At 62.9% G+C, this 18,928-nt stretch carries 18 protein-coding genes, 1 tRNA gene and 1 riboswitch; of the genes, 4 read left to right on the top strand and 15 right to left on the bottom strand.

Going from position 1 to position 18,928, the window contains the following annotated elements:
* Positions 1 to 87 precede the first annotated feature (87 nt).
* From NDI87_RS09980 to NDI87_RS09920, 13 genes are all read right to left on the bottom strand, one after another.
* Positions 88 to 173, bottom strand: a tRNA-Tyr gene (locus NDI87_RS09980).
* Between the two features lie 106 nt (positions 174 to 279).
* The gene (locus tag NDI87_RS09975; protein ID WP_296275061.1) at positions 280 to 978 is read right to left on the bottom strand and encodes a uracil-DNA glycosylase; all 699 of its coding nucleotides are present in this window, start codon (positions 976 to 978) and stop codon (positions 280 to 282) included.
* A 38-nt stretch (positions 979 to 1,016) separates the two neighbouring features.
* Positions 1,017 to 1,805, bottom strand: coding sequence for an indole-3-glycerol phosphate synthase TrpC (gene trpC / locus NDI87_RS09970; RefSeq protein WP_296275060.1), 789 nt, complete (start codon positions 1,803 to 1,805; stop codon positions 1,017 to 1,019).
* Positions 1,798 to 1,935, bottom strand: coding sequence for a hypothetical protein (locus NDI87_RS09965; RefSeq protein ID WP_296275059.1), 138 nt, complete (start codon positions 1,933 to 1,935; stop codon positions 1,798 to 1,800). The genes trpC and NDI87_RS09965 overlap by 8 nt, the downstream gene beginning before the upstream one ends.
* A gap of 1 nt (position 1,936) precedes the next feature.
* Positions 1,937 to 2,983: an anthranilate phosphoribosyltransferase gene (gene trpD / locus NDI87_RS09960; protein WP_296275058.1), complete on the bottom strand. Its 1,047-nt coding sequence runs from the start codon at positions 2,981 to 2,983 to the stop codon at positions 1,937 to 1,939.
* A gap of 52 nt (positions 2,984 to 3,035) precedes the next feature.
* Positions 3,036 to 4,118 carry a low-specificity L-threonine aldolase gene (gene ltaE, locus NDI87_RS09955; RefSeq protein ID WP_296275057.1) on the bottom strand — a complete coding sequence of 361 codons (1,083 nt, stop codon included), beginning with the start codon at positions 4,116 to 4,118 and terminating at the stop codon, positions 3,036 to 3,038.
* The gene (locus NDI87_RS09950) at positions 4,111 to 4,707 is read right to left on the bottom strand and encodes an aminodeoxychorismate/anthranilate synthase component II (protein ID WP_296275056.1); all 597 of its coding nucleotides are present in this window, start codon (positions 4,705 to 4,707) and stop codon (positions 4,111 to 4,113) included. Before NDI87_RS09950 ends, ltaE begins: the two co-directional genes overlap by 8 nt.
* Positions 4,708 to 4,724: 17 nt before the next feature.
* Positions 4,725 to 7,013 (bottom strand): diguanylate cyclase, encoded by a 2,289-nt coding sequence (locus NDI87_RS09945; RefSeq protein ID WP_296275055.1) that lies wholly within the window; start codon positions 7,011 to 7,013, stop codon positions 4,725 to 4,727.
* The gene (locus NDI87_RS09940; protein WP_296275054.1) at positions 7,010 to 8,533 is read right to left on the bottom strand and encodes a chorismate-binding protein; all 1,524 of its coding nucleotides are present in this window, start codon (positions 8,531 to 8,533) and stop codon (positions 7,010 to 7,012) included. Before NDI87_RS09940 ends, NDI87_RS09945 begins: the two co-directional genes overlap by 4 nt.
* A gap of 195 nt (positions 8,534 to 8,728) precedes the next feature.
* Positions 8,729 to 10,600, bottom strand: a complete 1,872-nt coding sequence (gene recQ / locus NDI87_RS09935; RefSeq protein ID WP_296275053.1) for a DNA helicase RecQ — start codon at positions 10,598 to 10,600, stop codon at positions 8,729 to 8,731.
* 133 nt (positions 10,601 to 10,733) lie between these two features.
* Positions 10,734 to 11,870 (bottom strand): ABC transporter permease, encoded by a 1,137-nt coding sequence (locus NDI87_RS09930; protein ID WP_296275052.1) that lies wholly within the window; start codon positions 11,868 to 11,870, stop codon positions 10,734 to 10,736.
* Positions 11,867 to 12,799, bottom strand: coding sequence for an ABC transporter ATP-binding protein (locus NDI87_RS09925; RefSeq protein ID WP_296275051.1), 933 nt, complete (start codon positions 12,797 to 12,799; stop codon positions 11,867 to 11,869). The genes NDI87_RS09930 and NDI87_RS09925 overlap by 4 nt, the downstream gene beginning before the upstream one ends.
* Positions 12,796 to 13,767, bottom strand: coding sequence for an HlyD family efflux transporter periplasmic adaptor subunit (locus tag NDI87_RS09920; RefSeq protein ID WP_296275050.1), 972 nt, complete (start codon positions 13,765 to 13,767; stop codon positions 12,796 to 12,798). Before NDI87_RS09920 ends, NDI87_RS09925 begins: the two co-directional genes overlap by 4 nt.
* Before the next feature lie 95 nt (positions 13,768 to 13,862).
* Between NDI87_RS09920 and NDI87_RS09915 the strand changes: the two genes are divergently transcribed.
* The 3 genes from NDI87_RS09915 to NDI87_RS09905 all read left to right on the top strand — a co-directional run bounded on the left by NDI87_RS09915 (position 13,863) and on the right by NDI87_RS09905 (position 16,992).
* Positions 13,863 to 14,909 (top strand): homocysteine S-methyltransferase family protein, encoded by a 1,047-nt coding sequence (locus NDI87_RS09915; RefSeq protein ID WP_296275049.1) that lies wholly within the window; start codon positions 13,863 to 13,865, stop codon positions 14,907 to 14,909.
* Positions 14,910 to 14,955: 46 nt separating this feature from the next.
* Positions 14,956 to 15,065, top strand: a riboswitch (TPP riboswitch).
* 17 nt (positions 15,066 to 15,082) lie between these two features.
* Positions 15,083 to 16,399 (top strand): MFS transporter, encoded by a 1,317-nt coding sequence (locus NDI87_RS09910; protein WP_296275048.1) that lies wholly within the window; start codon positions 15,083 to 15,085, stop codon positions 16,397 to 16,399.
* A complete protein-coding gene (locus NDI87_RS09905; RefSeq protein WP_296275047.1) occupies positions 16,396 to 16,992 on the top strand; it encodes a hypothetical protein in 597 nt (198 codons plus the stop codon). The genes NDI87_RS09910 and NDI87_RS09905 overlap by 4 nt, the downstream gene beginning before the upstream one ends.
* Positions 16,993 to 17,000: 8 nt before the next feature.
* Here NDI87_RS09905 and NDI87_RS09900 read toward each other — a convergent pair whose 3' ends face one another.
* Together NDI87_RS09900 and NDI87_RS09895 are read right to left on the bottom strand one after the other, a co-directional pair.
* Positions 17,001 to 17,639 (bottom strand): ATP-binding cassette domain-containing protein, encoded by a 639-nt coding sequence (locus NDI87_RS09900; RefSeq protein ID WP_296275046.1) that lies wholly within the window; start codon positions 17,637 to 17,639, stop codon positions 17,001 to 17,003.
* A complete protein-coding gene (locus NDI87_RS09895; protein ID WP_296275045.1) occupies positions 17,632 to 17,916 on the bottom strand; it encodes a VF530 family protein in 285 nt (94 codons plus the stop codon). The genes NDI87_RS09900 and NDI87_RS09895 overlap by 8 nt, the downstream gene beginning before the upstream one ends.
* A 128-nt stretch (positions 17,917 to 18,044) precedes the next feature.
* Here NDI87_RS09895 and NDI87_RS09890 point away from each other — a divergent pair.
* Positions 18,045 to 18,928 (top strand): Gfo/Idh/MocA family oxidoreductase (locus NDI87_RS09890; RefSeq protein WP_296275044.1); only part of this gene is annotated, 884 nt, incomplete at its 3' end.

The raw sequence follows: 18,928 nt of genomic DNA, 5'->3' as shown, positions 1-18,928 counted from the left end.
TTCTACCATTGAACTACTCCCGCCTTGAAGCTGAACCCGTCAACCTGTCAGCGCCTGCGCCTCAGTGCCACATTCAATTCTTATCACTGGTGGAGAGGGCTGGATTCGAACCAGCGTACTCGTAAGAGGGCAGATTTACAGTCTGCTGCCATTAACCACTCGGCCACCTCTCCACGGTGAACCCCGGATTATGCCATTAAGTTTGGCTTTATCAAAGCCCACTGCGTATTTTTCCGCTCCCCGGCGACAAAGCCCCCATTTGGCAGGCCGGCACCAAGGCTATTTGGAATGCTGATCACGCCAGGACCTGGCCTGTGAAAAATGCCCACACCCCATAAATGGCACCGGAGGCCGCAATGCCGACAAGGGCGAAGGGTGATTGGCGCACAGGATCAGGTGACGCGAGGCATCAATCAGCTTGCGCTTGCTTTGGGCATGGTTGCCCCAGAGCATGAAAACCACATGTGCCGAGTGATCGGACACTTGCTTGATGACCGCATCGGTCAACACCTCCCAACCTTGTCCGGCATGACTGGCAGGCTGCCCTTCCTCGACGGTCAAACAGGTGTTGAGCAGCAACACACCTTGCCGCGCCCAGCGCACCAGACTTCCTCCCGGACTGGGAAATGGCGGTGCCGGGGTGCCCAGGTCGCGCTGTAATTCCTTGAAAATATTGCGCAAGGACGGTGGCAGCGCCACCCCCGGCGCGACCGAGAAAGCGAGGCCCTCGGCCTGGCCGCGGCCGTGGTAAGGGTCTTGCCCCAAAATCACCACCCGAACCGACTCCGGCGCGGTCAATTCGAGCGCACGCAAGGGTTGCGGCGGAAAAATGACAGTGCCCGCAGCCAGACGCTGGCGTAAAAATGCCAGTAGCTGAACGCCCGTCTGCGATTCAAAAAACCGATCGACCAAGGCTTGCCAGCCCGGAGCGACCGGCCAGTCCTTGGGGTTGGCAGATACCAGTTGACCGGGCGACATTGAGGTCAAATGTGACGTTAGCGCATCCACCATGCCGGTCAAGCAAACAGCGCCGCCAGTGCTTCGCCGGGCTCGTCGGCACGCATGAAGGCCTCCCCCACCAAAAAGGCGTTGACGCCGGCCGCGCCCATGCGCAACACGTCGTCTCGGGTATGGATGCCGCTTTCGCACACCAGCAAGCGGTCCGCCGGAATGTCACGCATCAAGCTCAGGGTGGTGTCGAGCGAGACCTCAAAGGTTTTCAGGTTGCGGTTGTTGACACCAATCAGCGGCGTCTTGAGCTTCAGGGCGCGCTCCAGCTCCGCTGCGTCATGCACCTCTACCAGCACCGCCATGTCCAGGCTGCGGGCAATTTGCTCAAAATCTTTCATTTGCGCATCGTCGAGGCAGGCAGCGATCAACAGAACAGCATCCGCCCCACAAGCCCGCGACTCGTAGATCTGGTAGGCGTCGATCATGAAGTCCTTGCGCAGCACCGGCAGCTGGCAGGAGGCACGCGCCTGCTTCAGGTAGTCGATACAACCTTGGAAAAATTGCGCGTCGGTGAGCACCGACAGGCAGGCCGCACCATATTCGGCGTAGCTTTGGGCAATGTCAGCGGGAATGAAGTCGGCCCGTAGCACGCCTTTGGACGGGCTGGCTTTTTTGATTTCGGCAATCACTGCGGGCTGGCCGGCGGCAATCTTGGCGCGCAGGGCGCCGACGAAGTCACGCGTCAGCACCCGGCTCTCGGCATCAAAGCGCATCGCGGCAAGCGACTTGCGTTGGATGGCGGCGACGACTTCTTCGCGCTTGACCGCAACAATTATGTCCAGAATATCAGTCATATTGGCTTGGCTCCTGTGAGCCTTTTTTTAAAACATTAACGAACACGCGGTGCAACACCAGCCCCGCGACGATAAACAGCACCGAGACGCCGATGGCAATCCAGGCCCCGTCGGTATGGAGCAAGGTCATGTCAGGCCGCGCTCAAGGCATGGGCCGTGGTGACCAAAGCCTCCAGCTTGGCCTTGGCGGCGCCTGATTCAATGGCGGCACGCGCCTTGTCAATGCCTTCCTTGATGGAGGTGACCACATTGGCGGCATAGAGCGCCACACCGGCGTTGAGCACCACAATTTCCTTGGCCGGACCATCCACGTTGTCCAGCACCCCCAGCAGCATGGCGCGCGATTGCTCGGGCGTCTCGACCTTGAAGGCGCGCGTGCTGGCCATGGCCATGCCAAAGTCTTCGGGGTGGATCTCGTACTCGGTCACCTTGCCGTCCTTGAGTTCGCCCACCATCGTGGCCGCCCCCAGGCTCACCTCGTCAAGGCCGTCCTTGCCATAGACCACCAGCGCGTGTTCCGTGCCCAGGCGCTCCAGCGCACGCACCTGGATACCCACCAAGTCGGGGTGAAACACGCCCATCAAAATATTCGGCGCCCCGGCCGGATTGGTCAGCGGCCCGAGTAGGTTGAACACGGTCTTCACGCCCATTTCACGCCGCACCGGCGCCACATTTTTCATGGCCGGGTGGTGGTTGGGGGCGAACATGAAGCCAACGCCGACCTGTTCAATGCACCGGGCAATGGCTTCCGGCTTCAGGTTGATGTTGACCCCGAGCGACTCCATCACATCGGCGCTGCCACTCTTGCTGCTGACACTGCGGCCACCGTGCTTGCTGACCTTCGCACCTGCCGCTGCGGCGACAAACATGGCACAGGTCGAGATGTTGAAGGTGTGCGCGCCATCGCCGCCGGTGCCGACGATGTCGACCAGGTGGGTGGTATTGGCCACATGGACCTTGGTGGAGAACTCGCGCATCACCTGCGCCGCCGCCGTGATCTCGCCAATGGTTTCCTTTTTGACACGCAGGCCGGTGATGAACGCCGCCAGCATCACCGGCGACCATTCGCCCGCCATGATCTGGCGCATGATGTGCAGCATCTCGTCATGAAAAATCTCGCGGTGCTCAATGGTGCGCAACAGCGCTTCTTGCGGAGTGATCTTGAGGGTATGGGGCATGGTGATCTCTGGAAAACTAATGGGCAGGATTGTCGGACAGGACGCCCGGGAATCAATACACGGCCAAGCCGGCGGCCTGCGCGCGCGGGGCTGTGCCGGACTGGTCACTGAAAAACTGGTGAATGCAGGCCAGCGCATGGTCGATGCCCGCTTCGTCAACGTCCAGATGGGTGACAAAACGCAGGCCGATCAGGCCAGTGGCCAGCACACCATGCTGCGCCAAGTGCGCCAGCAGGGCCGGTCCATGCCCCCCTGTGACATCGACAAACACGATGTTGGTCTGCGCCGAGCGCACCGTCAGGGCGTCAATGCCCGCCAGGCCCTGGGCCAGCCGCTGCGCCAGCGCATGGTCGTGCGCCAGACGCTCAATGTGGTGGTCGAGCGCATACGAAGCCGCGGCGGCCAGCAGACCCGACTGGCGCATGCCGCCGCCCAGCATCTTGCGCCAGCGCAGCGCGCGGGCGATCAGGGCGCGCGAGCCGCACAGCGCGGAGCCGACCGGTGCGCCCAGCCCCTTGCTGAAGCACACCGAGACGCTGTCGAAATAGCTGGCGATGTGCCGCGCCGCTGCATAGGCATCAGCACCCGCTTCCGGCGTGGCAACCGCGGCATTGAAGAGGCGCGCACCGTCCAGATGGCTGGCCAGACCGCGCTCACGGGCCAGACCGGTCGCTTGCGCCAGGTAGGCGAGCGTCATCGGGTGACCGTTCCAGGTGTTTTCCAGGCACAACAAGCGGGTGCGGGCAAAGTGGATGTCGTCAGGCTTGATCGCCGCGCCGATCTCGGCCAGCTGCATTTCGCCGCTGGGGCCTTGCGTCAGGGGTTGCGGCTGGATGCTGCCCAGCACCGCCGCGCCACCGCCTTCAAAACGGTAGGTATGGGCGAGTTGGCCGACGATGTATTCATCACCGCGCTCGCAATGGGCCAACAGGGCGCACAGGTTGCTTTGCGTGCCCGTGGGCATGAACAGTGCGGCTTCCTTGCCTGTGAGGTCGGCGATACGCGCCTGCAGTGCGTTGACGCTGGGGTCGCCGCCAAAAACGTCGTCGCCCAGCGGCGCGACCAGCATGGCCTCACGCATGGCCGGCGTCGGTTGCGTGACGGTGTCACTGCGCAGGTCAACTGGTTTACGCATGGTCTGCCCCGCGAGGTTTCAGGAAGTTCGCCAGCATGGCGTGACCATGCTCGGTCAGGATGCTCTCAGGGTGAAACTGCACACCTTCAATGTCGAGGCTGGTGTGCTTGATGCCCATGATCTCGCCGTCATCGGTCCAGGCGGTCACTTTCAGGCAGGCCGGGCAACTGGCGCGCTCGATCGACAGCGAGTGATAGCGGTTCACCGTGAACTGCGCAGGCAGCCCGGCAAACACGCCCTCTTGCGTGGTGCTGATGACGCTGGTCTTGCCATGCATCAACTGCTGCGCCCGGACGATCTTGCCACCGAAGGCGGCGCCAATCGCCTGATGGCCCAGACACACGCCCAAAATCGGCAGCTTGCCGGCAAAGTGCTGGATGGCAGCCACCGAAATACCGGCCTCGGCGGGTGAGCAGGGACCTGGGGAAATGACCAGCCGGTCCAGCTCACCCGCCGCCAGGCGCGCATCAATGTCGGCCAGGCTGATTTCGTCGTTGCGTGCCACGCTCACGTCCGCCCCCAGCTCGCCCAGGTACTGGACGATGTTGTAGGTAAAGCTGTCGTAGTTGTCGATCATCAAGAGTTTCATGGGTCTTCTCCGCAAAGTCATTCAAGGCGCGGCTTGGGATGCGGCGTCTGTGCAGTGGGGGTTTCTGGCGTGGCCACTGGCTCGGCATGGTCCAGCGCCGGCTCGTACACCACGTATTGATCACGCCCGGCCGCCTTGGCGGTATACATGGCGACATCGGCATGGTGCGACAGCGCGGCCTCATCCAGGCCATGCTCGGGGTACAAGGCGACCCCGGCGCTGCTTGAAATAAGCACGCTCTGGCCGGTCGGCAAATGAAACGGTGCGCGCAATCTGGCGTGCATTTTCTCGGCCACCTGTAGCGCATCCTGCGCCAGCGTGATGTGGGGCAACAGCACCACGAACTCATCGCCGCCGACGCGCGCCACGGTGTCGGATTCGCGCACACAGGTGCGCAGCCGGTGCGCCACGGCCTGCAACAACTGGTCACCAGCCGCGTGACCATGACGGTCATTGACAGGTTTGAATTTGTCAAGGTCGAGAAAAATCAGGGCCGCGTGACCCTGGCTGCGTTTGGCATTGACTAATGCCTGGTGCAGCCGGTCGGCAAGCAGACGCCGATTGGGCAGGTTGGTGAGCGGGTCAAAAAATGCCAGCCGCTTGACCTCGTCTTCGGCCTCCTTGCGCAGCGTGATGTCGGTATGCGTGGCCACGTAGTGGGTCACCACACCGGCATCATCACGCACGGCCGTGATGGACAGCCAGCAGGGAAACTCCACGCCCTCCTTGCGCACGTTCCACACTTCGCCCTGCCAACGGTGGTGCGCCACCAGCTCAGCCCACATCGCCTTGTAAAAATCAGCGTCGTGGCGTCCCGACTTGATCAACTGCATGCTACGCCCCAGCGCTTGCTCCGAGGTATAGCCAAAGAGCGCGGTAAAGGCCGGGTTCACCCGCAAAATTTCCACCTGGGCATTGGTGACCAGCATGCTTTCATGCGACTCAAACGTGGCGGCCGCCACACGCAGCTCTGCCTCTTGCGCCATGCGCTCGGTCACGTCTTCGGTGGCGCCGATCAGACGTCGCGGCACACCAAACTCATCCGAATACAAGGCCGCCCGGTTGTGCATGGCGCGCACCTGGCCATCGGGCCGGCGAATCTGAAACGTCATGCCAAAAGGCTGATTCTGCTGAATGGTGGCGCGCGTTGCCTCACGCATGCGCTGCAGCTCCGGCGGGGCCAGCAGCTTGATCCAGCCGTCATTGCGCGGACTGGCCGCCTTGGGGTCCATGCCAAACAAGGCATACATGGTGTCATCCCACTGGTAACTCTTGGTAATCAGGTCAAACTCCCAAATACCCACGCCGCTGGCCTCGGTGGCCAGCTTGAGCCGCTTGGCTGCCATGATTTTTTGGGAGCGCTGGCTTTGGTAGAAGGACAAGCCAAAGGAACTGATAAGTACCAGCACCAGGTAAGCGCCCGTCTGGTTCACCACGTCACGCTGCCAGACGGCCAGAATTTTGTCCTGTGAACGATCCAAAACGACGATCAGGGGTTTGTCCATCGACAGGTTTGCCGGCGCAATGGTGTGCATCACGGTCAAACGTGCGCCCTGGTTGTCTGCCTGCAAACCGCTGAAATAGTTCAGCGTCTGGCGATTGCGCAAGTGCTGGCCCAAGGGCGAGTTGGGTTCCAACAGTTCCTGCGCCATGGCTGGGTCAAGGTTCGGTTCACTCAGAAAAATCTTGCCGTCGCCATGCACCAGCATGGCCTGCATGTCGTCACTGTAGCGCACCGAGTTGAGCAGGATAGCCATGTCCCCAGGTTCCACGCTGGCGACGACGACACCGGCAAACTGCCCCTGGCTGTCCAGCAGCACACGCGCCAGGCTGATCAGGTAAGTGTTCAGCACCGATTTGAAGGGTGGACTCACATACAGCAGCTTCGGGTCCAGCATCTGGAGTGGCACCTGTACATAATCACGCTGGTAAAAATTGCGTCCCAGCAGTTCCTCGCGATTGGAAAAAGTCACCGTGCCCCGGGCGTCCAAAACCGCAAACGTGCGCACGGACGACATGGCGGCTTCAATGTTGATCAGGGTTTGTTGCCCCTCTGCGCGCCCTGCGGGGCTGCTCTGCCAGCGCGGCAAAGCCTGTTGGATCGACAATAAACTGCGGTGAATGGTCGTCAACTGGCGCGCCAGATTGTCTTCTACCACCTTCGTTTGCGTGCGTAAGTGCTCCCTCTCCTGCTCCTGGATGCGGTCACGCGCTTGAAGCAGGCCCAGGCCCATCAAAACACCAATGGTCAACAACGCGATCGCCAGCAGCAGCCAGACCCGCCATTGGCGCGAAAAGCGTTTCACGCCAGCCCTTCTTCCACCAGTTCAGAGGCCCTGAGCAGCGCCCGAGCCTTGGCCTCGGTCTCCCTCCACTCCATCTCGGGCACGCTGTCGGCCACGACGCCGGCGGCGGCCTGCACGTAGAGCATCTGGTCCTTGATGATGCCGGTGCGAATGGCAATGGCCACGTCCATGTCACCGGCGTAGCTCAGGTAGCCGCAGGCGCCGCCATAGAGGCCGCGCTTGGTAGGCTCAAGCTGGTCAATCAGCTCCATCGCGTGCACCTTGGGCGCCCCCGTCAGGGTGCCGGCCGGGAAGGTGGCCTTGAGCACGTCCATGCTGGTCATGCCGGGCAGCAGCGTGCCTTCGACGTTGCTCACGATGTGCATCACATGGCTGTAGCGCTCGACGCAAAAGGCGTCGGTGACCTTGACACTGCCGATTTTGGCGATGCGGCCGATGTCGTTGCGCGCCAGGTCAATCAGCATGACGTGTTCGGCGCGTTCCTTGGGGTCGTTGATGAGTTCCACCTCGGCGGCCTTGTCTAGCTCGGGCGTGGCGCCGCGCGGGCGAGTGCCGGCGAGCGGACGGATGGTGATTTTTTGCACAGTTTGGCCGTCTTGAACCACTTGCTCCTGGCGCACCAGGATCTCGGGGCTGGCCCCCACCACATGAAAGTCTGCGCCGTCAGCGGTCGCGCCGCTGAAGTTGTAGTAATACATGTAGGGGCTGGGGTTGAGCGAGCGCAGCGCCCGGTACAGGCTCAGCGGCGACTGGCTGTAGGGTTTCTTGATGCGCTGGCCCACTTGCACCTGCATGAAGTCGCCGCCAGCGATCAGCTCCTTGGCGCGCTCCACGGCAGCAATGTAGTCTGCCTTGGCAAAGTCGCGCATGGCGGGCTGGCCCGCGCTGGCCAGCACCTGTGGCGCGTGCACGGGCTGGTCGAGGCTGGCTTTGAGTTGCGCCAGCCGCTCGGTGGCGCGCTGATAAGCCTGCGGCTGGGCCGGGTCGGCGTACACCATCAGATAGAGCTTGCCCGACAGGTTGTCGATCACGGCCAGCTCTTCGCACTGCAACAGCAAAATGTCAGGGCAACCCAGTTCGTCGGGCGGACAGGTGGCCTGTAATTTTTTCTCGATGTAGCGCACCGCGTCATAACCAAAGTAGCCGGCCAGACCACCACAAAAACGCGGCATGCCGGGCTGCAACGCGACCTTGAAACGCTTTTGGTAAGCGGCAATGAAGTCAAGCGGATTGGCCTGGCTGGTTTCGACCACCACGCCGTCGGTCACCACCTCGGTGCGCACCGCATCGCCAAAGCCACTGGCGCGAAGGAGCGTGCGCGCGGGCAAGCCGATGAAGCTGTAGCGGCCAAAACGCTCGCCCCCCACCACCGACTCCAGCAAGAAACTGAAAGGGGCGCTGTTGGCCAGCTTGAGGTAGAGCGAGAGCGGCGTTTCCAGGTCGGCAAAGGCTTGCGCCACGACCGGAATGCGGTTGAAACCCTGGGCGTTTAACGCATTGAATTCAGATTCGGAAATCACAGAGACATCTTTCTAAGGAGGGGCTGAACTGTCAATGACCTTTTGACTCCCCTGCAGATGCTGCGATGGATGGGGATCAGGTCAAGGCGGAGGAAATAAAGCAGGCGCGCCAGGGCCAGGCTCCCCGGTCGCTGCAACCTGTGATCTGAATTTGATGCATGAACATGGAAACAGTGTAGCAAAGATGGGGCTTTGTCAGGCTGCGGGCGCGACGGCCTGGGCACGGGAGGCGCCTGTGATCACCGCCAGCACCGCAGCGCCGTAGGCCTCCAGCTTGCGCGTGCCGAGGCCGCTGATGTGCTGCAAATCAGCCAGCGACCGGGGCGCGCGCTCGGCAATCGCCGCCAGCGTGGCATCGTGAAAAATCACATAAGCGGGCAGGTTGTGTTCTTTGGCCACCTCGGCGCGCCAGGACTTGAGGTTGATGAAACGCACCATGGCGTCATGGCCCAGGTTGGCCGCCACCGGCGCCGGCGCGGTGCGGCTGCGGCTTCGTTTTTCGGGGCGCTGGCTGGTGGATTCACGCAGCCGCATCGGCACCTCGCCACGCAACACCGCACGCGACGCCTCGGTCAGGTGCAGCGTGCTGAAGCCCTCGCTGGTGAAGACCTGCAAGGCGCCGACGGCAATCAACTGACGCATCACGGCGCGCAGCTGGCTTTCGCTGTAATCGGCGCCCAGGCCAAAGGTGCTCACGGTCTCGTGGCCGCGCTGCAGCACTTTTTCGGTGCGTTTGCCGCGCACGATGTCCATGGTGTGGCCGGCCCCGAACGAGACGCCGCTGCTTTGCTGCAGCCGGTACACGGTGGACAGCAGCTTGCGCGCCGCATCGGTCGCGTCCCAGACCTCGGGCGGCTGCAGGCAGTTGTCGCAGTTGTGGCAGGCCTGGCTTTCTTCGTCAAAGTAGCGCAGCAGGCGCACGCGGCGGCAATCGGTGGCCTCGGCCAGCGCCAGCAGGGCATCGAGCTTGCCGCGCAGACCCAGCTTGAATTCTTCTTCGGCCGGGCTTTCGTCGATCATGCGGCGCTGGTTGACCACGTCCTGCAGTCCGTAACACATCCAGGCGTCGGCTGCCAGGCCGTCACGCCCGGCACGGCCGGTTTCCTGGTAATAACCTTCAATGTTTTTCGGCATGTCGAGGTGCGCCACAAAACGCACGTCGGGCTTGTCGATGCCCATGCCAAAGGCAATGGTCGCCACCATCACCACCCCCTCGCCGCGCAGAAACTCGTTTTGGTTGGCTTGCCGCACTTTGGCGTCGAGCCCGGCGTGGTAGGGCAAGGCATGGATGCCGGTTTGCGCCAGCATGGCCGCGATTTCCTCCACCCTTTTGCGCGACTGGCAGTACACCACGCCGGCGTCACCCGCATGTTCGCGCTCGATGAAGCGCAACAGCTGGGTGCTGGCGTCCTTTTTTTCGACGATGGTATAACGAATGTTGGGCCGGTCGAAACTGCTGACAAATTGCGCTGCCGCCTCCAGCTGCAGGCGTTCCACGATGTCGGCGCGGGTAAGCGCGTCGGCGGTCGCCGTGAGCGCCATGCGCGGCACGCCCGCATAACGCTCGTGCAGCACCGTGAGCGCGCGGTATTCGGGCCGGAAGTCGTGCCCCCACTGGCTCACGCAATGCGCTTCGTCGATCGCAAACAGGCTGAGCTGGCCGCGTTCATGCAGCGCATCCAATAGCGCCAGAAAGCGCGCGCTAGTGACCCTTTCGGGCGCGGCGTAGAGCAGCGTGATCTCGCCACGCAACAGGCGGCGTTCAGTCTCGTAAGCCTCGTCGCTGCTCAGTGTGGAATTCAGGAACGCAGCACTCACGCCGGCTTCGTGCAATGCACCCACCTGGTCATGCATCAGCGCAATCAGCGGCGAAATCACCAGCGTGATGCCCAGCCCTGCCTGCTGTCGCGCAATGGCCGGAATCTGGTAACACAGGCTTTTGCCGCCGCCGGTGGGCATCAGCACCAGCGCGTCACCGCCCGCCACCACATGGCTGATGATGTCTTGCTGCGGCCCACGAAAACTCGGGTAGCCAAAAACCTCTTGCAGAATGGACGCGATGGACAAAATGATGGGTGGTGAAATAGGTGGAGCGGGGGCCTGCTCGGCAGGAACTAGCGGCAGATGGGACTCAGGCTTGCTGGGTGCGCATATGTTTCATACCCCTATTGTCCAGGGTTTTGAGAGGGGCCGGCGCCCGTTAGTCCAGCGTCTGGCGATAACGTTTGAGGGCGATGGCGCCAACGAAGAGCAAAAACAAGGCCATCGGCCAGAGGTTGGCGGCGATTTCGCTGAAGGTGGCGCCCTTGAGCATGATGGCACGCACCGCCCGCAAAAGATGGGTCAGCGGCAGTATTTCACCCAGGCTCTGCGCCCAGGGCGGCATGCCGCGAAACGGAAACATGAAGCCCGACAGCAGCATGGAGGGCAAGAAGAAGAAAAACGTCATCTGCATCGCCTGCAACTGGTTGGTCGCCAGGGTCGAGAAGGTAAAACCCACGCCCAGATTGGCCAGCATGAAGAGGCCGATGACCGCCATCAGCAGCGTGAAACTGCCCACGACCGGCACCTCGAACAGCAGCACGGCCGCCAGAATGATGACCACCAATTGCAGGTAGCCAATGATGATGTAGGGCGTGATCTTGCCCACCATCACCTCGAACGGGCGCACCGGCGTGGCCAGCAGATTCTCCATGGTGCCGCGCTCACGCTCGCGCGTCATGGCCAGCGAGGTCAGCATCACCATGGTCATGGTCAGAATGGTGCCGATCAGGCCGGGCACGATGTTGTAGCGGGTCAGGCCTTCGGGGTTGTAGCGCCGGTGAATGCGCAGCTCGAACGGCGGCTCGCGCGGCTGCAGCCCGGCCAGCGCGCCCTTGAGGTCGTGCGCCAGCGCCAGCGGGGTGATTTGCCCCAGCGCGGCGATGGCGTTGCTGCCGGCGGACGGGTCGGTGGCGTCCACCGCCACCAGCACGGCGGGCTTTTCGCCGCGCACCACGCGCCTGGAGAAATCGGGCGGGATCGCCAGCACGAACTGGACCTCGCCGGTCTCCAGCAGGCGCTCCGCCTGCGCCTCGCTGGCCGGCTGGGCGACGATGTGGAAGTAGCCGGTGTTCTGGACGGCCGCCACCAGGCTGCGCGCCAGCGGTCCGCTGTCATAGGCCACCAGCGCGGTCGGCAGGCCCTTGGGGTCGTTGTTGATGGCGTAGCCAAACAGGATCAGCTGCATGACGGGCACGCCGATGGCCATGGCAAAGGTCAGGCGCTCGCGCAGCATCTGCTGGAACTCCTTGATGATGATCGCCGCCACGCGGGCGAAGGAGAAGGAGGCGCTCATGCTGCCACGCCCCGGTCGGCATCATGGGCCTGATCCATCAGGCTGATGAAGACATCTTCCAGATCCGCCGGGGCAGGCGTCAACTGCAACTCAGGCCGCGCTTGGTAAGGGGCGAGAGAGGCCTGCAGCAGCGCCGGATCAAGGCCGGCCACATGCAGGGTATTGCCAAACGCCGAGACGCTGAGCACACCGGGCAAGGCCTGGATCGGCGCCACCAGCGCCTCCAGATGCTCGCCGGCGATGGTCCACACGGCCAGGCCCGCGCGCTCGATGATGTCGGCCTGGGTACCCCTTGTAAGCACCTGGCCGTTGGCGATGTACATCAGCTCGTGGCAGCGGGCCGCCTCGTCCATGTAATGCGTCGACACCAGCACCGTGATGCCTTGCGCCGCCAGGCGGTGGATTTCATCCCAGAAATCGCGCCGCGCCTTCGGGTCAACCCCGGCCGTGGGCTCATCGAGCAGCAAGAGGCGCGGCTCGTGCAGCAGGCAGGCGGCAAGGGCCAGACGCTGTTTCCAGCCGCCGGACAGGGCGCCGGCCAGCTGGTGTTGGCGCGCAGTCAAGCCCAGCCGCTCCAGCGTCAGGTCCACCGCCTGCTTGCGCTGGCGCAGCTCAAACAGGCGGGCGACAAAGTCCAGGTTTTCCCGGATGGTCAGGTCTTCGTACAGACCAAAGCGCTGCGTCATGTAGCCGACCTGGCGTTTGATCTGCGCAGCCTCCCGTGTGATGTCCAGCCCCAGGCAGGTCCCGGCGCCGCTGTCGGGGGTCAGCAGCCCGCACAGCATGCGGATGGTGGTGGTTTTGCCGCTGCCGTTGGGGCCGAGAAAGCCGCAGATGCGCCCGCTTTCCAGCTGGATCGACAAGTTGTCCACCACGGCGCGCCCGCCGTAGCGCTTGGTCAGGCCGGTGACGTCAACTGCCCGTGTCACGGCATCGCCCCGGCCACTGGCAGCACCTCCACCGGTTGCCCGGGTTTGAGCCGGGCAGCGTCGCTGGCGCCGGGTCGCGCCTCGACCATGAACACCAGTTTGGCCCGTTGCGCATTGGAGTAAATGACCGGCGGCGTGTACTCGGCCCGGTTCGAGATGAAGGAAATTCTGGCCGGGATCGGCCCCGCGCAACCGTCGCACACGATGTTGACCGCAGCACCGACCCGAAGACTGCCCAGGGCACTTTCCGGCACGAAAAAGCGCGCCTTGATATGGTCGGGCGGCAGCAGCGCCAGCACCGGCTGCCCCGCGGACACCGACTCGCCGACGCGAAAGAACGTATCCGTCACCAACCCGGCCACCGGGGCAGTGCGGGATTTTTGCGCCTCGCGCCAGGCCAACTGGCGCACCGATTGCCGCGCGGCTTCGGTGTCGGCAGCCGCGGCGGCACGCTCATCGACGCGGGCTGGCAATTGCGCCACCCGCAACTGCGCCGCCAGCTCGTCCATCCGGGCAGCGCTCTGAGCCTGCGCGGTGCGCAGGTCATCGCGCCGCGCCTCGGAGACAAAGCCCTGCTTAACCAACTGCTCTTCGCGTGCCAAAGCGTCGGCGTTAAGTCTGGCCTGGGCGCGGGCTTGGCTGATTTGGGCCTGAATCACCGCAATTTCGTCGCTGCGCTTGCCCTTGGCCACATTGGCGAGTTGGGCGTTGGCACGCACCAGCCGGGCATCGGCCTCACTTCGCGCAGCCTGCTCGTTCTCGGCTTCCAGCGCAAACAAGGGCATGCCTTGGGTCGCCTGATCCCCGCTGCGCACATTCAATTGCGTCAGGGTGCCACCCAATTGCGAGGACACATAAACGTAGTCCCCCTCCCCATAGCCCGACCAGCCCGGCGCCGACTTCGGCTGACAACCCGCCAGCAGCAGGGACGTGAGCGACAAGGCAAGACAGGTGTTGAAACAACGCATTTTGGGATTCTTTCAACTCACGGCAGGGGCGTGCCGGGCGGGAGAAACACCGCGCGGGCATGCGGACCAGCGATGCTTTCTACAATACCAGCGCTATGAAACCACTTCACTATACCCGCGCCCAAGCCCTGCCCGACCTGCTGGAAAAACGCATCCTGGTGCTTGACGGCGCCATGGGCACCATGATCCAGCGCTTCAAGCTCGATGAAGCCCAGTACCGGGGCGAGCGTTTCAAGGACTTCCACAAGGATGTGAAAGGCAACAACGAGCTGTTGAGCCTGACGCGCCCCGATGTCATCAGCGACATCCACCAGCGTTACCTGGCCGCTGGCGCCGACCTGATCGAGACCAACACCTTTGGCGCCACCAGCGTGGCGCAAGCCGACTACGACATGGCCGACCTGGCGTTCGAGATGAACCTGGCCTCGGCCAGGTTGGCGCGCGCCGCCTGCGACAAGTTTTCCACACCCGACAAACCGCGTTTTGTGCTGGGCGCCCTCGGCCCCACGCCCAAGACCGCCAGCATCAGCCCCGACGTGAACGACCCCGGCGCGCGCAACGTCACCTTTGAGCAATTGCGCGCGGCCTATTACGAACAGGTCGAGGCGCTGGTGCAGGGCGGTGCCGACGCGCTGCTGGTGGAAACCATTTTTGACACCCTCAACGCCAAGGCGGCGCTGTTTGCCATTGACGAATTTTTCGAGGCCTCAGGCGAGCGCCTGCCCGTCATCATCAGCGGCACCGTGACCGATGCGTCCGGGCGCATCCTGAGCGGCCAGACCGTGACCGCGTTCTGGCACAGCGTGCGCCACGCCCGGCCGCTGGCGGTGGGGCTGAACTGCGCCCTGGGTGCGGCCCTGATGCGCCCCTACATCCAGGAACTGGCCAAGGCCGCGCCCGACACCTTCATCAGTTGTTACCCCAACGCCGGTCTGCCCAACCCGATGAGCGACACCGGCTTTGACGAAACCCCGGCTGACACCAGCCGCCTGGTGGCTGAATTTGCGGCCGAGGGCCTGGTCAACATCGTCGGTGGCTGCTGCGGCACCACGCCCGAGCACATTGGCGCGATCCATGACAAGGTGGCGCCCCTGGCCGGCCGCGTGTTACAGCGCGCTTATTTTTACAAAGAGGCGGCTTAACGGCAAGGAGCAGCAGGTAGAACGGCCTCATCACGGATTACAATTATTTTGCTTGTCGGGGCGCCCAAGACGAAAGTCGGGGCTGAGACCACCATGGTGGAACCCGCTGAACCTGATCGGGGTCATTCCCGCGTAGGGAACAACGCAATTTGGCTCCGGAACTGGCACGTCACGTGCTGCGCAGACCTACCGGCACCCCAGCAGGCATCTTCCCCACTCTGGAGACCGCCTTGCTCAACACCACACACCGCAGCGACACTGCCGCCCTCACCCATCAACACCACACATCCAGCGGCACACCGCAACGCTGGAAAGTCTTGTGGGCGACATTTCTTACCTATTTTTTCGACAGTTTTGACCTGATGGTGCTGGCCATCGCCATGCCGGTCTTGCTGAAGGTGCTGGCGATTTCGCTGCCCGAGGGCGGCCTGCTTGGGTCGGCGACGATGCTGGGCGCCATGATCGGCAGTGTGCTGTTCGGACTGATTGCCGAAAACTACGGCCGCCGCTTTGCGCTCGTGCTGGCGCTGTGCTGGTTGGGCGTCGGCATGGGCGCGGTTTATTTCATCGATGGCTGGCTACCGTGGATGGCGCTGCGCTTTTTCACCGGGCTGGCCATCGGCGGCGTTTGGGGGCCGTGTGCTGCGCTGATCGCAGACCACTGGGCGCCCCGGTACCGCGGACGCGCTGTCTCGTTTGTGTTCAGCAGCTTCGCCATCGGTGCCGTCGTTGCCGCACTGGTCGGCCGTTGGGCGATGGCAGTGCAATGGCAATGGCTTTTTGTTGCGGGTGCGGCATCGATTCCGGCCGCCTTGCTGGTGCATCGCCTGATTCCGCCAGACCGTCAAAGGACGCCCAAGAGCGGCCAAACCGCCAAGTCGGGCGTTGGTATTGGGGCCATCTTTGCTGGCGGGCTGGCCCGTGTCACGCTGCCTGCCACCTTGATCAGCATCGTGAATCTGGCGGGTTACTGGGGTGCGGCTTTCTGGATTCCGACCTTCCTGATCCAGGAGCGCGGCTTGAGCATGACGACCATGCTCGGCTTTTCCTTTGTCATGTACGTCGGTATGTTCTTCGGTTTTCAGTTCTTCGGCTGGCTGGCCGACAAGATCGGGCGTCGCCGCGCGATGATGACCGCCTTTGTCGTCTGTGCGATTTCGATCGCCATCTACATCGTCGTTCAGCATTCGATGTTTTTGTTCTGGTGGGGCGCGGTGGTTGGCTTTGCCCTGTGTGGCGCAGGCGGCATCCTGGGGGCGTATTACGCAGAACTGTTTCCCGCGCACTTGCGCGCCTACGCCGGGGGTTTTTGCTGGAACATGGGGCGCATCGGCGCCATGCTGGCACCCTTTACCATCGGCGTGATCGGCAAGACGAGTGGCCTGCAAGCGGGTCTGGCGGTGACCTGTGTCATCTACCTCGTTGGCGCCGTCATGCTGTTCTTGCTGCCAGAGACCTACCAGCCCAAGGAAGACGCGGCAGCCAAGTGAGGAACGAACTTCAAAACGAGGCTTGCCTGGGCCAGCACCTGTTGATCCTGGGCGATGTCAATACCGGCAAAACGACGCTTTGCCGCCAATGGCTGGTCCAACTTTGCCGGCAGGGTTTGGGCGCGCGCATCGCCCTCATCGACATGGCACCGCATATTCCGGAGGCATTGGCGCTTGCGCGGGGCATGGTCGGTGCCGGCGGCAGCCTGATGCCGCCGCCCGCCAGCGGTGTGCTCGACCTGCGCACGCACCTCGATGCGCCGCGCCTGAGCTCCACCTCAGAAGCTGAGGCGATGGCCAAAGCCGTGCGCAATGCCAAGGCCATAGAAACGCTGTTCGAGCAACTGCCGGGCCGCAGGCGCGACATCCTGTTCATCAACGATGTCACGCTGTATTTGCAAGCAGGTCTTGCTGTTGACCTGCTCAAACACGTCGCCAAGGCAGGCATCACGACCCTGGTGGTCAATGGCTATGAGGGCGACCGGCTGGGCGGCGGCGAACTGACGCGGCGCGAAAAAGCCGAGACGCAACGCTTGCGACAGTCCTTTGCGCTCGAAGGAAAAGTCCTGGAGCTCACACATCGCTATCGTTGAACGGTATTTCAGGCCAAATCAATGCATGCGGCCAAAGGGATGCCCGCTGGCGCCTCATGGTCGGCGATGACAAACGCCCGGCCGGGGTGGTCGGCCGCATCGGTCAGCACCGCGTGCAGGAAGTTGACGGAGGGCCGGTCCAGTGCGGCAAAAGGTTCGTCCAGCAGGGTCAGTGCTGCGCCGCTGGCCAAAGCGGCGGCCAGCAGCACTTTGCGCCTGGTGCCGGCCGAGAGCATGTACAGGGACTTGCCCAGCTGCGCCTGCAACGAAAAGCCCGCCACCAGGTCGGCCAGGTCTTTCGTGCTGAAGTTGGGGTACAGCGCCTCCAGCGCACTGAAAAAATCGCCCACCGGCATGGCGTCATGCGTGTCGGCGCGAGGATCGACCCAGAAAACCTGCCGGCAATACGCGTCATGGGCGGTCGCCAAAGGCACGCCCTTGAGCGTGAGCGTCCCCCCGACAGGAGGAGAAAGCCCTGCAAAAAGCAACAAGGTCATGGTTTTGCCGCTACCGTCACCCCCGCGCACCAGGCTGAGCCCGGCCGGAATATCGACGGACCGGTTCTCGAACAGCACGCGGTCAGGCAGGCCATACGTCACCCCCGAAAGTTGCAGGATGGGCGCGGCCGCGGGGCTTGCATCACGCATGGCCGGTTTTGCCACGGCGCATCTCGCGCAGCATAAAAAGATAAAGCCCTTCCACCTTCTCCCGCGCCCACGGCGTTTTGCGCAGAAACTTGAGGCTGGAGGCCACGCTGGGATCCAGCGTGAAGCAGCGCAGCGGGATGCGCTGCGCCAAGCCTGGCCAGCCATAGTGGGCCTGCAGGGCGGTCAGCATGGCTTCCAGAGTGATGCCATGCAAAGGGTTGTTGGCCTGTTTGACGGGAGGTTGCGGCGCATCGGGAGGAGAGGGCTTGTTGTGCATGCCGGCATTTTGGCATTGCTGGTGCGCCTCCCGGCAGTTTCTACAATGTTTGCCGGTTCAACGTGAACCACCCTGCGAACAGGCTCGGGGTGAACAATTGCATCGTCAAGGGAACAAAGGCCAACATCATGAAAAAAGTCAACTGGGGTATTTTGAGCACCGCCAAAATCGGCCGTGAAAAAGTCATTCCGGCCATGCAAAAGGGGCAGTGGAGCCACGTTGGCGCCATTGCCTCACGCTCGCTGGCGCAGGCGCAAAAAGTGGCTGACGACATGGGCATCGCCAAGGCGTATGGCTCCTATGACGAGTTGTTTGCCGACCCCGACATTGAAGCCATCTACAACCCGCTGCCCAACGACCAGCATGTGGCCATGACGCTGGCCGCCGCCCGCGCCGGCAAACATGTGCTGTGCGAAAAGCCCTTTGCCATGAACGCGCATGAGGCGGAAGCACTGCGCGAAGTGGCCGGCAAGGTGCACATCATGGAGGCCTTCATGGTGCGTTTTCACCCGCAGTGGTTGCGCGCACGTGAGTTGGTGCGCAGCGGCGCACTGGGTGAACTGCGCACGGTGCAGGCGTTTTTCTCGTACTTCAACCGTCTGCCCGACAACATCCGCAACCGGCCGGAAGTGGGGGGTGGCGCGTTGTACGACATTGGCTGCTACGCCGTGGTGGCCGGGCGCTTTCTGTTTGAAGCCGAACCCTTGCGTGTGGTGGCCTTGTTCGACCGTGACCCGGATTTTCAGACCGACCGCACGGTGACGGCGATGGTGGACTTTGGTGACGGGCGCCGGCTGGATTTCACGGTGTCGACCCAATCGGTGCCGTACCAGCGTGTGCAGGCCATCGGCACCAAACAGCGCCTGGAGCTTGAGATTCCGTTCAACGCACCGCTGGGCGGCGCCACCCGAATTTTTATCGACGATGGCAGCGCGCCCGGCGGCGCCTCAGCCGTGGCCGAGACCCTGGCGCCCTGCAATATGTACACCCTGCAGGGCGATGCGTTTTCGCA

Source organism: Rhodoferax sp. (genome assembly GCF_023701345.1).
Lineage (GTDB): Bacteria > Pseudomonadota > Gammaproteobacteria > Burkholderiales > Burkholderiaceae_C > Rhodoferax.
This window is presented reverse-complemented; position numbering and strand designations above follow the sequence as displayed.

Bases quoted from the DNA above. Each gene is read 5' to 3' on its own strand.
- NDI87_RS09975 (WP_296275061.1), bottom strand. From the start codon at position 978: ATGTCGCCCGGTCAACTGGTATCTGCCAACCCCAAGGACTGGCCGGTC.
- trpC (WP_296275060.1), bottom strand. From the start codon at position 1,805: ATGACTGATATTCTGGACATAATTGTTGCGGTCAAGCGCGAAGAAGTC.
- NDI87_RS09965 (WP_296275059.1), bottom strand. From the start codon at position 1,935: ATGACCTTGCTCCATACCGACGGGGCCTGGATTGCCATCGGCGTCTCG.
- trpD (WP_296275058.1), bottom strand. From the start codon at position 2,983: ATGCCCCATACCCTCAAGATCACTCCGCAAGAAGCGCTGTTGCGCACC.
- ltaE (WP_296275057.1), bottom strand. From the start codon at position 4,118: ATGCGTAAACCAGTTGACCTGCGCAGTGACACCGTCACGCAACCGACG.
- NDI87_RS09950 (WP_296275056.1), bottom strand. From the start codon at position 4,707: ATGAAACTCTTGATGATCGACAACTACGACAGCTTTACCTACAACATC.
- NDI87_RS09930 (WP_296275052.1), bottom strand. From the start codon at position 11,870: ATGAGCGCCTCCTTCTCCTTCGCCCGCGTGGCGGCGATCATCATCAAG.
- NDI87_RS09920 (WP_296275050.1), bottom strand. From the start codon at position 13,767: ATGCGTTGTTTCAACACCTGTCTTGCCTTGTCGCTCACGTCCCTGCTG.
- NDI87_RS09915 (WP_296275049.1), top strand. From the start codon at position 13,863: ATGAAACCACTTCACTATACCCGCGCCCAAGCCCTGCCCGACCTGCTG.
- NDI87_RS09900 (WP_296275046.1), bottom strand. From the start codon at position 17,639: ATGCGTGATGCAAGCCCCGCGGCCGCGCCCATCCTGCAACTTTCGGGG.
- NDI87_RS09895 (WP_296275045.1), bottom strand. From the start codon at position 17,916: ATGCACAACAAGCCCTCTCCTCCCGATGCGCCGCAACCTCCCGTCAAA.